Below are 12,981 nucleotides of genomic sequence, written 5' to 3' on the forward strand. Positions count from 1 at the left end.
ATCCTGATGCGACGCCGGCAAAACAACCCGATCCTGACCGGCGAGGCCGGCGTCGGCAAGACGGCGGTGGTCGAGGGATTTGCGCTGCGCATCGCCCAGGGCGACGTGCCGCCGACGCTTCAGAATGTCTCCGTACGCATGCTCGATGTCGGGCTGATGCAAGCCGGCGCCAGCGTCAAGGGCGAGTTCGAAAAGCGGCTGAAGGCCGTCATCGACGAGGTCCAGGCCTCCGAAGTGCCGATCATCCTGTTCATCGACGAGGCGCATACGCTGATCGGCGCTGGCGGCGCGGCGGGAACCGGCGATGCAGCCAATCTGTTGAAGCCGGCGCTGGCGCGCGGCGAATTGCGCACCATCGCGGCCACGACCTGGGCCGAGTACAAGCAGCACATCGAGAAGGACCCGGCGCTCACCCGCCGCTTCCAGGTGGTCAAGATCGACGAGCCGTCGGAAGCCGTGGCCGTGCTGATGCTGCGCGGCGTCGCCGGCGTGCTGGAGCAGCACCACAAGGTGCAGATCCTGGACGAGGCGATCGAGGCGGCGGTCTCGCTTTCGCACCGCTATATCCCGGCGCGCCAGTTGCCGGACAAGGCCGTCAGCCTGCTCGACACCGCCTGCGCCCGCGTCGCGGTCTCGCAGCATGCGACGCCGGCCGAAGTCGAGGACATACTGCGCCGCCGCCAGGCGCTGGAGGTCGAAAGCGGCATTATCGGCCGCGAAGCGGCGATCGGCATCGACGTCTCCGACCGGCAGGCCCGTGTCGATGCCGGGCTGGCGGAAACCGAGACCGCCTTGGCCGCCGCCCAGGCGCGGTGGGATCGGGAAAAGGCATTGGTGGCTGAGATCCTCGACCTGCGCGCCAAATTGCGCGGCGAGGGTGTGCCGCTCGACGAGGCGGCGGCTGAGGAGACTGCCGGGACCGAGAGCGGGCACGGCGCAGCAAAGGCGCCCGAACAAAAGGCTGCCGAGAGCAAGGCTGGCGACGGCGCGGCTGCCGGGGCCAAGAAGGCCAAGACCCAGAAGGCCAAAGGGGCAAAGGCCGCAAAGGCCGAAACAGTTTCCGCCGAGCCGGCGGATGAAGCCGCCGCCGACCTGGCGAGGCTGCGCGAGTTGATGGCGGAACTTGCGGCCGCGCAGGGCGAGACGCCGCTGATCCTGCCGTCGGTCGACCGCAACGCTGTCGCCGCCGTGGTGCAGGATTGGACCGGCATTCCGACCGGACGCATGCTCTCCAGCCAGACCGAGAAGGCGCTGAAGCTCGCCGCCACCCTGTCCGAACGCGTCGTCGGCCAGGATCACGCCATGGAGATGATCGCCAGGCGCGTGCAGACCAGCCGCGCCGGCCTCGGCGCGCCGGAAAAGCCGGTCGGCGTGTTCCTGCTCTGCGGCCCTTCCGGCGTCGGCAAGACCGAGACCGCGCTGGCGCTGGCCGAGACGCTCTATGGCGGCGAGCAGAACCTGATCTCGATCAACATGTCAGAGTTCCAGGAAGCCCACACCGTCTCGACGCTCAAGGGCGCGCCGCCCGGTTATGTCGGCTACGGCAAGGGCGGCATCCTGACCGAGGCGGTGCGCAGGAAACCCTATTCGGTGATCCTGCTCGACGAGGTCGAGAAGGCGCATCCGGACGTGCACGAGATCTTCTTCCAGGTCTTCGACAAGGGCATGATGGATGACAGCGAAGGCCGCAGGATCGACTTCAAGAACACGCTGATCCTGCTCACCTCGAATGTCGGCTCAGACGTCATCATGGACCGCACCAGGAACGGCACCGTGCGGACCGGCATCGACGATCTCGACCAGGCCCTGCGCGCGCCGCTGCTGAAAGTGTTCCCGGCCGCCTTCCTCGGCCGCGTCGTCACCATTCCCTATTATCCGCTGTCGGACGCGATGATCGAGGCGATCGCCCGGCACCAGTTCGGCAAGATCGCGCGCCGGCTCAAGGCCACCAACGACGCCGAGCTGGTGATCGGCGATGGCGTGATGGATTTGGTCAAGGCGCGCTGCACCGAGATCGAGTCCGGCGGGCGCATGATCGACGCCATCCTGACCAACACGCTGCTGCCGGAACTCAGCCGCGGCGTGCTCAACCGCTCGCTCGAGGGCAAGAAGATGGCGAAAGTCATCGTGGGTGCGTCGCCGGAAGGATTCACCTACTCCTTCGAATAGGACCTTGCCGCGGCGGGTCAAGGTTCGACGGCGCCGCCGTCCGGCATGCCAAGTTCGTCGGCTTTGATGCTCCGGCATGATCTACGCCGAGGGGGGCGCTTCGACGGATTCGATCGCCTGGCACCGCCCGGAGGTGCTGACTGTCATCGAGGCGCTGCATTCCGCCTTCTGCTCGACTTAGCCGGTCGTTCATGGCCGTGCCCGGCTTTGATCAAGGTCAAAGCGACGCGAGGGGATCGGGGCTTACCTGTCTGGCAATGGCAGTGAAATGATCGGACGGTGCCGGAGTGCTCGGCTGATCCGACCTCGGAGAAACACATGATTCTGAATAACGGCACTCTCGTCGCGGTTACGGATGGCGAGAGCCTGCGGCTGTTTCACAACAAGGGGCACGAACCTCATCTCGACCTGATCGAAGTCGAGGATTCGGTCCTTGAAGTGGCCCACGCCGGATCCGGCGGCAGGCATCGCAGTTCAACCGCCAATCCGGACGAGTCCCGGCTGGGTGAAGACGACTTTGCCGCGTCGATCGCGAGCTACCTCAATCACAAGGCCCGCGAGAAAGCCTGCGAGCATATACTGGTGATCGCCGATCCGCGCACGCTTGGTGAGATGCGAAGGCACTATCAGCCGTCATTGAGCGCCAAACTTGTCGGCGAGGTCGCCAAGGACTTCGTCAAGCACCCCGTGACGTCGATCAAAAGCGCCATAGAAGCCGCCTGAGCCCATCGACACTCCGTTCGCCCTGATCGGCATAACCACATTGGCTGGGCGAGCACGCCGCGGTTCGTCGCCGGGCGTGCTCGGTGTCGTCTTACTGAACCTTGATGGTGGCCCACATGCCGTTCATGAAATGATCGGGGATGTTGCAGAAGACCGCGTAGAAGCCTGGCTTGAGGTCGAGCGTCAGCGAACCCGACTTGCCCGGATCGAGTTCCGAGACCTCACCCAGATGGCCGGCCGCATCCTCATCGACACGGTTCTCGTTCGAAATATAGGGCAGCGTCGTCTTTTTTGGGTCCGCCACGGGAACGACGATCATTTCATGGACCGTGGCCTTGGAGGTGTTGGTCACATCGAAGGTCACTTTGCCAGCCGGCACGACCTTCTTGTCGACCTGAACCTTCATCATCGCCATGTTCATATTCGCCGGCATGCCCATCCCCATCTTGGCGTCGGCGTTCATGTCGCCGTTCTTGTCCCACAATTTCACGTTGACCGTGGAATCCGCGAACGCCGGCGCCGCAACGGCCAGCGTGGTCAACGCAAGTCCAATTTTCAGAAACTGCATCGAATGTGCTCCTGTCTGCCGTCCGACGACCACAAAGGCGGACTGCTTGGAAAGATGATTGGTCGCGAGCGCTGTCTAGCAAGCCCAGCCTGACAACCCGCTGACGGTCCCGACGCCCGGTGGTTGGCGATCAACATCACAGTCGACGATGTCTACGCGGCCGAGACAGCCGCCCGGGAGATCGGCGGCGTCCCGACTGATTGCTAGGGGCGTGAAGACGGGTTAGCGACGCAATAACCGTGATCCTCGTCAAGTTGGACAGGATTCGGCCAAACCCTCAAGACCGCCCGGCGCGGGAGCTCACAACAGAGAAAAATGCGAACCCAGGAACACGAGGACCTGGCCGGTGATCAAGGGAATCCTCAGCAGCGGACCGTCCTCTCCGCTGTCTTGCACCGGCTGCCCGAGCACGCAGGGATGCGCCTTCAGCACATCTCTCCAGATGGTTGGAAAGTCCGATCCCTTGCTTCTCTCAGCATTGCAGGTGTCGACAAGCCTCACGACGGCATTTCTCATTGAGCGGCGTTACCTTAAGTGCCTGAATGCGCCACATATGAAGGATTTCGATGCGAAGAATTTTGATTTCGGTCAATGCGTCGAAAAATAGTCGCCTGCAGCGACACCACGCATTCCCCTGCATGCAGCTGTGCCCTCAGTTGCGGCGTCAGTTCGACATCAGCCGATTGAGCCACACCTCGTCCAGCAAGGAGCGGGTAACGCCGCCGAACACCCACTCCCTCAACCGGCTATGCCCATAGGCGCCCGACACAATCAGCTCGGCATTCATCGAGGCGAAGAAATCGACGAGGCGATTGCCTTCATCATCGGCCGTCTTGATGATCTCGGTGCGCGCCTTGATGCCGTGACCGGCCAGGAAGCTCGCCACGTCCTTGACGCTGTCCCTGGTCCAGTCGTCCGGATTGCGATCGACCGCGACGATGGTGACTTCCTCGGCCATGGCCATAAGCGGTACAGCGTCCGCCACCGCCCGCCTGGCCTCACGCGTGTCCTTCCAGGACACCACGATCCTGCGAGCCGGCAAATCCATCGCGCCCTGAGCCGCGACCAGGACCGGCCGGCCCGCGCGCAGCACCAGCGATCCTGGATCGACCGTGCGGTAAGAGTCGCCCGTCGACGCGCCCTGGAAAGCGCTGGTGACGACGATGTCGGCCATGCGGGCTCTCCGGGCCACGGCATGATTCGGATTTTCGATATCGCCATGCCAGTCCGTCTTGACCGCTCCGGCCACCAGGCCGTCGAACTCGCCGTTCAGGCTGGTCAGGCGGCGTCGGATCTCATCCCGCGACTGTTCCCAGATATCGGCGGCGATCGCCGCGCCCTCAGGCGCCATCGTCACCGGCAACGGAGCATCCGCGGCGCAAAACCCTATCAAACGGGCATCAAAGCGCCTGGCGAGATTCACGCCGATCCGCGTGATCGGTTCGATCGGACCGTCGATATTGAGGTTCAGGAGAATTGATTTGTAGCTCATCGTACGCGCCTTCGACTTGATCCTTCTCGAGGGACCAAACCCTATGTCGCAAGAGCCTGCGCGCCTTGATGTGGATCAAAGTCGTTTCTAAGCCGCGCCCCCGACTTTCAAGGCATCCGGGATTCGAAATGGATGACCTCGCCATCGACCACCGAAGGTGCCATGCCCGATGTGATGGATGGTTTTTGGCCTCGGCTGTTGCGGATCGATCCAAGCCTTGACGACTTCCAGCAGGAAGAGATTGTGTCTGTTGACCAGGCGCGTATCGACCACGCGGCACTCTAGGTTGGCGAAACATTCGGCCACCAGCGGCGCCGATACTTGTTCGGCGGGAAGCGGCGTGAACCATGCGGTCGCGAACTTGTCCGTGTCCCGGCCAGAGCAATTGCCGACCTTCACGACCTTCTCCGCAAGGCCGACGGCAGGGAGCGCGATCACGCATTCCCTGGTTTGACGCAAGGCGAAGAAGGAGAGGTCATTGCTTGACACGACGCAGGCGATCATTGGCGGCGCGACTTCCACCATCATGTGCCAGGACATCGTCATGATGTTCGAGCGGCCTTGCCTGGACCGCGTCGAAAGCAGGACGACCGGACCGGGCTCAATCAGCCGGTAGACATCGGCAAGCGGCAATTCCTTCATATCCGTCCCTCGCTTTGCGTCTGCGGGTGGGCTTGTGGGCTTGTTGTCCCGGACTTGTCGCGGGCATTGGCGTCACTCGCCTTGATCAGGGTCAAAGCCGGCATGCCGGGCCGGATTGATCATGATCAATGCCAGCTTGCGCGGCACCTGCGATGTTCGGCCAGGACGGCCAAAGGGGCTCGTTGATGGTCACTGAAGATTTCCTGCTATGGGGCGCCGTGCTCTGCCTCGGCTTCATCGCCGGAGCCGCGATCTATTTCGAGCGGGCGTCGTTCCGGCGAAGCAAAGGCTTGTCCGCAAGCCACGGCTTTGGGCGCCGCTCACGGCCGCATCACCCAAAATCAGAATTGAAGCGAGAAGCGAAGGGAAAGACACCATGATGTGGAATCCAGAAGAGTTTCGGGCGCCCGAGCTGCTCCCTTTCGCCCACACCGGCCAGAAATTCGTAAGAGCCGCCGCCGCGATGCAGGCGCATTCGGTCCGCGCGCTGCTGCGCTACCAGATCGAAGGCGTGTCCTTCCTCAAGCGGCGGTTCGAGGATGACCTGAAGCTTGTAGAGGAGCTGATCGGCGGTGACGAGTTCGTCGATGCGTTCGACGTGTTCGTGAATTTCGTCCAGAACGCCACCTCCGACTATGCGAAGGAAGCCGGCAAATTCGCTTCCATCGGCGCCAAGCTGGCTTCGGAGACAGCCGGGCAAGTCCGCAAGGAGGCGGAAGCAACGATGAACGACATGGCCGCGGCAACGCTTCCCGCCTGAAATGTCGCCATCAGGGAAAAGCTGGAAGCCAGCCGCCGATCGGTCCTCCGCCTGGAGCAGTCATGACATGGCGGAAGATCCGGGGACGCCGCAGGGCTCCATGGGCACCGAGGTGATGGCCGCGGCCCCGGCGCCGCTATTGCCGGACGAAGAAAGCGCAAGGGTCTATCGCGATGTCGACAGGCTCTCGCATGCTCTGGTAGCGGCCTTCACCGCGGGCATTTCGCCGATTAGCCTCCTGCAGGCCTGGCAGGACTGGCTGCTGCACTTGTCCACATCACCGGGCAAGCAGGCGGAGGTCTCCACCAAGGCGGTCGAGAAGCTCGTCAGGTTGAATGATTTTCTTTTTCGCTGCGGGCTTGGAATGGGGACCGCTGCGCCGACCATCACACCCCTGCCGCAAGACAGAAGGTTCCAGCATCAGGCGTGGCAGTCATTCCCCTTCAACGCCGCGCAGCAAGCCTTCCTGCTTTCCCAGCAATGGTGGCACAACGCGACCAGCGGACTTCCAGGCGTTACCAGAAGGCATGAGCGCCTCGTCGAGTTCTATAGCCGGCAGATCCTGGATACCGTCTCTCCTTCCAATTTCCCGGCGCTTAACCCGGAGGTCATCGACAAGACCCTGCGGAAAAATGGCGCCAATTTCGTCAACGGCGCCAGCAATCTGGTCGACGACCTGCTGCGTCTGGCCGACGGCAAGCCGCCGGCTGGCGTGGAAAACTTCCGGCCGGGCATCGAGGTTGCCGCCACACCGGGCGAGGTGATCTTCCGCAATGAACTGATCGAGCTGATCCGTTATGCGCCGATGACGGACACCGTGAAGGAGGAGCCGATCCTCATCGTCCCCGCCTGGATCATGAAATACTACATCCTCGATCTTTCACCGGAGAACTCGCTGGTCCGCTATCTTGTCCAGAGCGGCTATACGGTTTTCTGCATCTCCTGGCGCAATCCGGGCAGCGATCAGGCTGGAGTCTCGCTCGACGACTATCGCCGGCTCGGCGCGATGGCGGCCATGGACGCGGTCGAGGCGGCGACGGGAAGCAGCCGGATTCACGGGGTGGGCTACTGCCTTGGCGGGACGCTGCTGTCGATAGCGGCGTCGGCAATGGCCCGTGACGGCGACCACCGCCTGGCCAGCCTGTCGCTTTTCGCAGCGCAGGTGGATTTCGAAGAACCGGGCGAGCTCGGCCTGTTCATGGACGAGAGCCAGATCACGCTGCTCGAGGACGTGATGTGGGTGGAAGGCACCCTCGACCAGCGCCGCATGGCTGGCGCTTTCCAGATGCTTCGCTCGCAGGATCTGATCTGGTCACGCATGGTGCGCGAATATCTGCTCGGCGAGCGCGCTCCGATGACCGACCTCATGGCCTGGAATGCCGATTCAACCCGTATGCCGTTTCGCATGCAGTCGGAATATTTGCGGCAGCTCTATCTGGACAACGACCTTGTCGAGGGACGCTTTCGCGTCGAGGGAAGGCCTGTTCATCTGGAAGACATTCGAGCCCCGGTCTTCGCGGTCGGCACCGAGACGGACCACGTCGCGCCGTGGCGTTCGGTATTCAAGCTGACCTATCTCCTGGACACCGACATCGACTTCGTCCTGACCACCGGCGGGCACAATGCGGGTATCGTGTCGGAGCCCGGACACCCGAGCCGTTCCTATAAAAGGCTCAGTTGCCGCCATGCCGCCATTCGTCCCGGCCCGGACGAGTGGGCAAAAGAGGTGGCCGTGACATATGGCTCCTGGTGGCTGGCCTGGGTCGAATGGCTGGCCGGTCATTCCAGCCGTGAGGTCGCGGCCGACCGGGGCGATGCCTTGGGCGCCTTGAAGACGGTTTGCGCGGCGCCCGGCACGTATGTCCTCGAGCGGTAGCTGCGTTCCAGCCGTTTGAGCGAGGTCAAGGCGCGGCGTCCGCTCAAGACGTATTCAGCAGCCATGAAACGTCAAACAGCGCTCAAGGTTCTGCCGTTTGCTATCGCCTTCGCATCGCCGGCTTGGGCGGGCGATAATCTGCAGGTCGCCTATGGCAAAAGGCTGGTCGAAACAAACTGCGCGCGGTGCCACGCAGTCGGCCGGACTGGCGAAAGCACCCATCCCGATGCCCCGCCTTTTCGTCTATTGCACCGCCGCTATCCGATCGAGGACCTGCAGGAAGCCTTGGCCGAGGGAATCTCCACCGGCCATCCGGACATGCCCGAGTTTGTGGCCTCTCCGGATCAGATCGAGGCGATGATCGCCTATATCGGGAGCCTCGGCCAATGACGGGATCCGTGGCGCTGACGGCGCAAGAGGAGGTATCGGATGAAACGCGGGATCGGTAGTGAGGACACCGAGGCTCCTGAGCTGGCGATCTCCGCCGGCAAGGTCTGTTTCATAATCGCCAAGGCGCATGGATTCGATGTCAAGGTCGCCGTCACCGAGCCGGATGCGGGCTCCAATCCCACGGACGATGGCGAAGTCGCGGTGCTTCAGGACCATGATGATGACCCCGTGCGCGAAGAGCTTGGGTCGCTGATCTCGGATCTCTCCGTCGACGAGCAGATCGACCTCGTGGCGTTGACATGGCTCGGCAGGGATGACGGCAAGGCGGGCGATTGGGACGAGGTTCGTCAGCAGGCCGCCTACGCTCACAACAGGCACACGGCCGACTATCTTTGCGGCAACCCGCTGTTGGGCGATCACCTTGCGGCCGGACTCGATGCTCTCGGCCTGTCCTGTCCCGACTGAACCGAAGTTGATGCACATCAAAGCGGGGCGCTTTCGGCCGTGCTGGTCTACCCTCTCTGATGGAGCCCGGATATGATCTACACGACGATATTGGTCCAGCTCGATATCGACGCCCCGGCAACGCCGCGCCTGATTTTCGCGCGGCAGGTCGCAAGGAAGTTCGAGGCGGATCTGATCGCGCTGGCGGCTGCCGAGCCCTCCGCATTGGTGTCGCCGAGCGAGTCCTCTCCGGCTGTGGCCGAGGTGTTGCGTCGCCGGACGCTCGAGATCGAGGATCGGATCAGCAATCTCAAGGAGGAGTTCCTCGCCGTCGCCGGTGACAACGAGCGCGCATCCTGGCGTGCGGAACTCGACGACCCTACGCGCGCCGTGGCGCTGCACGCGCGGGCGGCCGATCTGGTGATCACCGGAGCGCCGGCCGCGGTCGCCGCCGGCGATTTCCGAAGGACCGTGGATCCGGGAGCATTGGTGCTTTCCGCGGGCAGGCCGGTTCTGTTTGCGGCCGACGATCTCGCCTCCTTCAAGGGTGAGAGGATCATGGTCGCCTGGAAGGATTGCCGCGAAGCGCGGCGGGCCGTGGTCGACGCGATGCCTTTCCTGCGCAACGCCAAGGAAGTGACGGTTTTCAATGCGGCCGAGGAAGGAACGCTCGTCGCGCGGGATGGCGCGGCGGACGTGGTGCGCTTCCTCATGAGGCATGGTGTGAAAGCCCGGTCCCAACTGCTCGAAAGCGAGGGAAGCTCGGTGGGCGACTCGATTATCGCTGGAGCTGATCGAATCGGGGCCGATCTCATTGTGGCCGGTGGTTATGGCCATAGCCGGTTCCGCGAATGGGCGTTCGGGGGCGCGACGCGATCCCTGCTCGGATCGGGCTCGTTCCACAGGCTGCTGTCGAACTGAGTAGCCACTGCATTCCATGTCCGCCAGGCGGGCATAAAATCCAAGGAGACAAGCTATGCAGATGCTGGCATCCCTGTTCCTGCCGACTTATCCGGACCCGCCGGGCCCGAAGATCGCGTCGAATGCGGTGGCCGTGGCCAAGCAGCTTGGCGCCACACTGGATGCGGCGGTCATCAATGTCGACATTCCGGACGTTTCCAACGCACTGTCCAGCTTCCTGCTCGACCTCCCTGCCAAGATCCGTGAGGTCGAGACTGCCAGCAGGAATCGCGGCAAGGCCCTGCTGGAGAATGTCGCGGCCGAAGCCGCGCGGTGCAAAGTTACCCTGACCACTCAGGAGTTGAAAGCGCAGCCCGCGTTCATAGGGGAAGCTGCCGCCCGGGAGGGCCGCTATTTCGACCTCTGCATGGTGGGATGGGCGAGGGATACCGAGTCCATCCGCATGACCGCGGAGGAGGTCGTGTTCAGCTCCGGCCGGCCGGCCTTGATTCTCCCGGGTGACGAAGATGTCGGTGCGCTCGACAACGTGGTGATCGCCTGGGACGGCAGCCGCGTGGCTGCAAGGGCAGTGGCCGACGCGAAGCCGTTCCTGGAACGCGCATCGGCTATATCGATCGTGAGCGTGAGCGATGAGAAGGTGCTGCCAGGCAAGGATATTGCTGAACGCCTTGCGCATGGACTTGCGGCGCGCGGGCTGCGTGCGAAGGCCCAGTCCATTCAAACTGGCGACAGTGAAATTGGCGTCGCCCTGCAGGAGCATGCGCTTAAAGTCGGCGGCAACCTGCTGGTCATGGGTGGCTGGGGCCACTCCCGCCTGAGGGACTTTGTGCTTGGCGGGGCGACGGAGGGGATTTTGTCGAATCTGCGTCTGCCGGTCTTGATGTCGCATTGATGCAAGCCGCCCGGAAGCGCGGTTCCGGGACAACAACGACATGCATCGAAACAGGGACTTGAAGCGCGTCGCCTGGATCCAGTTTCAACGCACCGCGCTTTGCGCTCGGGCAATATCATGATCATCGAAGGGATAGAAGTGGACCGCCTTCAACCTGATTGGCACGTCATGACCTTCAATGCGCACCGTTGCCCACCGGTCCCCCAGATCATCCTGCCAGGTGTCGGTGACGCGACATCTTACGGCCAGGTCCATGCCGACTTCGATCTTGTCAGTTCTCCTTGCCATCTCGAACTCCCTTTTCTCCGTGCGATCGTGCGATATCGCGTCCTGCTTTCACCGTCCTTCGCGCCGACTACATCGGCATTTCCGGCTCAAGCGCGCGCTCCTTTGCCGGCTCGGCTATCTCCGTCATGGTCGCCTTCGTCAGGAGCAGCACGCTGGCGACCAAACGATGGGCGCGCCCCATTTTTTCTCGATCAGAACCGAGTTCGAACGAGGACCGAGCGTCACCCGCACGGCGTCGGCGAGTTGGGTCGCGCCGCGCAGGATTTTTTCGCGCGCCGCCGAGCGGAACAATACCTGTTTGTGGGCCATGGTGGTCTCCAGACTATCCGACCGATTCCCATAGCCGCGTTGGCGCCGACCTGCCTTGACGCGCGTCAATTGTGCATTCCTGGCGGCGTTGACCGGAATCAATGAGGACCGGTTCGCCAGCTGGTCTGATGGGGCTCTCAGGTCAGGAGACGATGATGCGAACGAACGAGACGCCACACTACGATACCAGCGTGAACACGACCGGTTGCTGCCCGAAGTTCAACCCCGGCGGTTGGGATGATCAGGAGCTGCATTTCCGTGACAAGCCGTTCGTGAGAGCGGTGACGCACAGCGTCATGCATGTCCCCGTGAACATGGGCAGCGTTTTCACGCGCGTTAATCGGCACATCGACGATGCCGGCGCTTCGGCCGATGGCCAGTCCATCGTTCTCAGCCGCGATCTCTCGCCCTGGACCAGCGAACATCTCTTCTCGGTTTCGAAATCTGTCCCCGAGGAAGAGATGACGACGCTGAGCGGGGACTTCGTGACGAAAGTGTTCGAAGGCCCCTTCAGCCAGGCAAGGCAGTGGCACGAAGAGATGCTGCAGATGGCGCGTGATCGGAAATCGGAACCGGGCGACGTTTATTTCTTCTATACGACCTGCCCGAAATGCGCCGAAGCCTACGGAAAGAACTATGTCGTTGGGGTAGCGGCCGTGGGCTAGCCCACAACGCAACGCGCTGTCAGTTTGGATAGATGGACTTGCGTTCGAGCGAGGCAGGTCAATATGCGCTCACCCTGATGGAGCCCTTGCATGAGTCGAATTGGCGGTTTCCTGCTGGTCATGCTTATCGCCATGGCGACCGCGGCCGGTGTGGCTTTCGTGCTTTACAGGAACGAGCTTGGTCGCTTGCGCGACGCCGTCGGCCGAGGCAGTCTGGTCGCCAAGCTCGACATCGGCCCAGTTGAATATGCCGACAGCGGCGCGGGCATTCCGCTGCTTTCGATCCACGGCTCCGGCGGCGGCTTTGATCAAGGCCTTGCCCTTGCTTCCGGTCTTGTGGGGGAGGGCTTCCGTATCATCGCGCCGTCGCGCTACGGCTATCTGCGCACGCCTGTTCCGCAAGACCCTTCTCCGGCCGCTCAGGCCGATGCTCTCGCGGCGCTGCTCACCAAACTGAACGTTTCCAAGGCGGTGGTCGTCGGCGTTTCGGCTGGCGCGCGGTCAGCGGTCGAGCTGAGCCTTCGGCACCCGGACAAGGTCGCCGCTCTCATTCTGGTCGTCCCGGCCCTTTATTCGCCCACCAGTCCGGTCTCGGTCGACGTGGATCCGGGTAACAGGTTTGCGTTCTGGGCTGTCAACGCCGGCGGCGATTTCGCCTGGTGGGCAGCCGAGAACATCGCGCCATCGGTACTCATTCGCTTCCTCGGCATTCGGCCGGCGCTGGTAGCGGCCGCGCCCCAAGCCGAAAGAGACCGTGTGATGAGCTTCGTCAGAGGCGTTGAACCATTGTCGCTGCGCTTCTCCGGCATCAATATCGACAGCGCTCCGGAGCTGCATGAACA

17 protein-coding genes are annotated in these 12,981 nt (G+C 62.8%); 12 read left to right on the plus strand and 5 right to left on the minus strand.

Annotated elements, in window-relative coordinates; all coding sequences use genetic code 11:
• Both tssH and EOA27_RS04900 read left to right on the plus strand, forming a co-directional pair.
• A partial coding sequence (gene tssH, locus EOA27_RS04895) for a type VI secretion system ATPase TssH (RefSeq protein ID WP_127255644.1) occupies positions 1 to 2,169 on the plus strand: 2,169 nt, incomplete at its 5' end.
• A 279-nt stretch (positions 2,170 to 2,448) separates the two neighbouring features.
• Positions 2,449 to 2,892, plus strand: coding sequence for a host attachment protein (locus EOA27_RS04900; RefSeq protein ID WP_245467255.1), 444 nt, complete (start codon positions 2,449 to 2,451; stop codon positions 2,890 to 2,892).
• A 91-nt stretch (positions 2,893 to 2,983) separates the two neighbouring features.
• Here EOA27_RS04900 and EOA27_RS04905 read toward each other — a convergent pair whose 3' ends face one another.
• Complete coding sequence (locus tag EOA27_RS04905) at positions 2,984 to 3,460, minus strand: plastocyanin/azurin family copper-binding protein (RefSeq protein WP_126079266.1); 477 nt, start codon at positions 3,458 to 3,460, stop codon at positions 2,984 to 2,986.
• 346 nt (positions 3,461 to 3,806) lie between these two features.
• On the opposite strand from EOA27_RS04905, the gene EOA27_RS04910 reads away from it, so the two are divergent.
• A complete protein-coding gene (locus EOA27_RS04910; protein WP_127255647.1) occupies positions 3,807 to 4,067 on the plus strand; it encodes a hypothetical protein in 261 nt (86 codons plus the stop codon).
• A 57-nt stretch (positions 4,068 to 4,124) separates the two neighbouring features.
• Here EOA27_RS04910 and EOA27_RS04915 read toward each other — a convergent pair whose 3' ends face one another.
• Together EOA27_RS04915 and EOA27_RS04920 are read right to left on the minus strand one after the other, a co-directional pair.
• Entirely contained in the window at positions 4,125 to 4,952 is an 828-nt protein-coding gene (locus EOA27_RS04915) for a universal stress protein (RefSeq protein ID WP_127255650.1), read from the minus strand.
• A gap of 87 nt (positions 4,953 to 5,039) precedes the next feature.
• On the minus strand, positions 5,040 to 5,594 hold the full coding sequence (locus EOA27_RS04920) for a flavin reductase family protein (RefSeq protein WP_348639853.1): 555 nt from the start codon (positions 5,592 to 5,594) through the stop codon (positions 5,040 to 5,042).
• Between the two features lie 152 nt (positions 5,595 to 5,746).
• Here EOA27_RS04920 and EOA27_RS04925 point away from each other — a divergent pair, with 152 nt between their 5' ends.
• The 7 genes from EOA27_RS04925 to EOA27_RS04955 all read left to right on the plus strand — a co-directional run bounded on the left by EOA27_RS04925 (position 5,747) and on the right by EOA27_RS04955 (position 10,877).
• Positions 5,747 to 5,974 carry a hypothetical protein gene (locus EOA27_RS04925; RefSeq protein ID WP_126079263.1) on the plus strand — a complete coding sequence of 76 codons (228 nt, stop codon included), beginning with the start codon at positions 5,747 to 5,749 and terminating at the stop codon, positions 5,972 to 5,974.
• Positions 5,971 to 6,354, plus strand: a complete 384-nt coding sequence (locus EOA27_RS04930; protein WP_126079262.1) for a phasin family protein — start codon at positions 5,971 to 5,973, stop codon at positions 6,352 to 6,354. Before EOA27_RS04925 ends, EOA27_RS04930 begins: the two co-directional genes overlap by 4 nt.
• A 100-nt stretch (positions 6,355 to 6,454) precedes the next feature.
• The gene (locus EOA27_RS04935; RefSeq protein ID WP_127410256.1) at positions 6,455 to 8,230 is read left to right on the plus strand and encodes an alpha/beta fold hydrolase; all 1,776 of its coding nucleotides are present in this window, start codon (positions 6,455 to 6,457) and stop codon (positions 8,228 to 8,230) included.
• Between the two features lie 63 nt (positions 8,231 to 8,293).
• A complete protein-coding gene (locus tag EOA27_RS04940) occupies positions 8,294 to 8,620 on the plus strand; it encodes a cytochrome c (protein WP_126083551.1) in 327 nt (108 codons plus the stop codon).
• 39 nt (positions 8,621 to 8,659) lie between these two features.
• Positions 8,660 to 9,085 (plus strand): DUF3775 domain-containing protein, encoded by a 426-nt coding sequence (locus tag EOA27_RS04945; protein WP_126079260.1) that lies wholly within the window; start codon positions 8,660 to 8,662, stop codon positions 9,083 to 9,085.
• 72 nt (positions 9,086 to 9,157) lie between these two features.
• Positions 9,158 to 9,985, plus strand: coding sequence for a universal stress protein (locus EOA27_RS04950; protein ID WP_126079259.1), 828 nt, complete (start codon positions 9,158 to 9,160; stop codon positions 9,983 to 9,985).
• Positions 9,986 to 10,040: 55 nt separating this feature from the next.
• On the plus strand, positions 10,041 to 10,877 hold the full coding sequence (locus EOA27_RS04955; RefSeq protein ID WP_126079258.1) for a universal stress protein: 837 nt from the start codon (positions 10,041 to 10,043) through the stop codon (positions 10,875 to 10,877).
• Between the two features lie 84 nt (positions 10,878 to 10,961).
• Here EOA27_RS04955 and EOA27_RS04960 read toward each other — a convergent pair whose 3' ends face one another.
• A complete protein-coding gene (locus tag EOA27_RS04960; RefSeq protein ID WP_127255652.1) occupies positions 10,962 to 11,165 on the minus strand; it encodes a hypothetical protein in 204 nt (67 codons plus the stop codon).
• 138 nt (positions 11,166 to 11,303) lie between these two features.
• Entirely contained in the window at positions 11,304 to 11,543 is a 240-nt protein-coding gene (locus EOA27_RS04965) for a hypothetical protein (protein ID WP_126079256.1), read from the minus strand.
• Between the two features lie 83 nt (positions 11,544 to 11,626).
• On the opposite strand from EOA27_RS04965, the gene EOA27_RS04970 reads away from it, so the two are divergent.
• Together EOA27_RS04970 and EOA27_RS04975 are read left to right on the plus strand one after the other, a co-directional pair.
• On the plus strand, positions 11,627 to 12,139 hold the full coding sequence (locus EOA27_RS04970) for a hydrolase (RefSeq protein WP_245491031.1): 513 nt from the start codon (positions 11,627 to 11,629) through the stop codon (positions 12,137 to 12,139).
• A 90-nt stretch (positions 12,140 to 12,229) separates the two neighbouring features.
• Positions 12,230 to 12,981 (plus strand): alpha/beta hydrolase (locus EOA27_RS04975; protein WP_145970265.1); only part of this gene is annotated, 752 nt, incomplete at its 3' end.

This window comes from Mesorhizobium sp. M2A.F.Ca.ET.037.01.1.1 (genome assembly GCF_003998075.1).
In the GTDB taxonomy this organism is placed as follows: Bacteria; Pseudomonadota; Alphaproteobacteria; order Rhizobiales; family Rhizobiaceae; genus Mesorhizobium.

Bases quoted from the DNA above. Each gene is read 5' to 3' on its own strand.
- EOA27_RS04905 (WP_126079266.1), bottom strand. From the start codon at position 3,460: ATGCAGTTTCTGAAAATTGGACTTGCGTTGACCACGCTGGCCGTTGCG.
- EOA27_RS04915 (WP_127255650.1), bottom strand. From the start codon at position 4,952: ATGAGCTACAAATCAATTCTCCTGAACCTCAATATCGACGGTCCGATC.
- EOA27_RS04920 (WP_348639853.1), bottom strand. From the start codon at position 5,594: ATGAAGGAATTGCCGCTTGCCGATGTCTACCGGCTGATTGAGCCCGGT.
- EOA27_RS04925 (WP_126079263.1), top strand. From the start codon at position 5,747: ATGTTCGGCCAGGACGGCCAAAGGGGCTCGTTGATGGTCACTGAAGAT.
- EOA27_RS04930 (WP_126079262.1), top strand. From the start codon at position 5,971: ATGATGTGGAATCCAGAAGAGTTTCGGGCGCCCGAGCTGCTCCCTTTC.
- EOA27_RS04935 (WP_127410256.1), top strand. From the start codon at position 6,455: ATGGGCACCGAGGTGATGGCCGCGGCCCCGGCGCCGCTATTGCCGGAC.
- EOA27_RS04940 (WP_126083551.1), top strand. From the start codon at position 8,294: ATGAAACGTCAAACAGCGCTCAAGGTTCTGCCGTTTGCTATCGCCTTC.
- EOA27_RS04945 (WP_126079260.1), top strand. From the start codon at position 8,660: ATGAAACGCGGGATCGGTAGTGAGGACACCGAGGCTCCTGAGCTGGCG.
- EOA27_RS04950 (WP_126079259.1), top strand. From the start codon at position 9,158: ATGATCTACACGACGATATTGGTCCAGCTCGATATCGACGCCCCGGCA.
- EOA27_RS04955 (WP_126079258.1), top strand. From the start codon at position 10,041: ATGCAGATGCTGGCATCCCTGTTCCTGCCGACTTATCCGGACCCGCCG.
- EOA27_RS04960 (WP_127255652.1), bottom strand. From the start codon at position 11,165: ATGGCAAGGAGAACTGACAAGATCGAAGTCGGCATGGACCTGGCCGTA.
- EOA27_RS04970 (WP_245491031.1), top strand. From the start codon at position 11,627: ATGATGCGAACGAACGAGACGCCACACTACGATACCAGCGTGAACACG.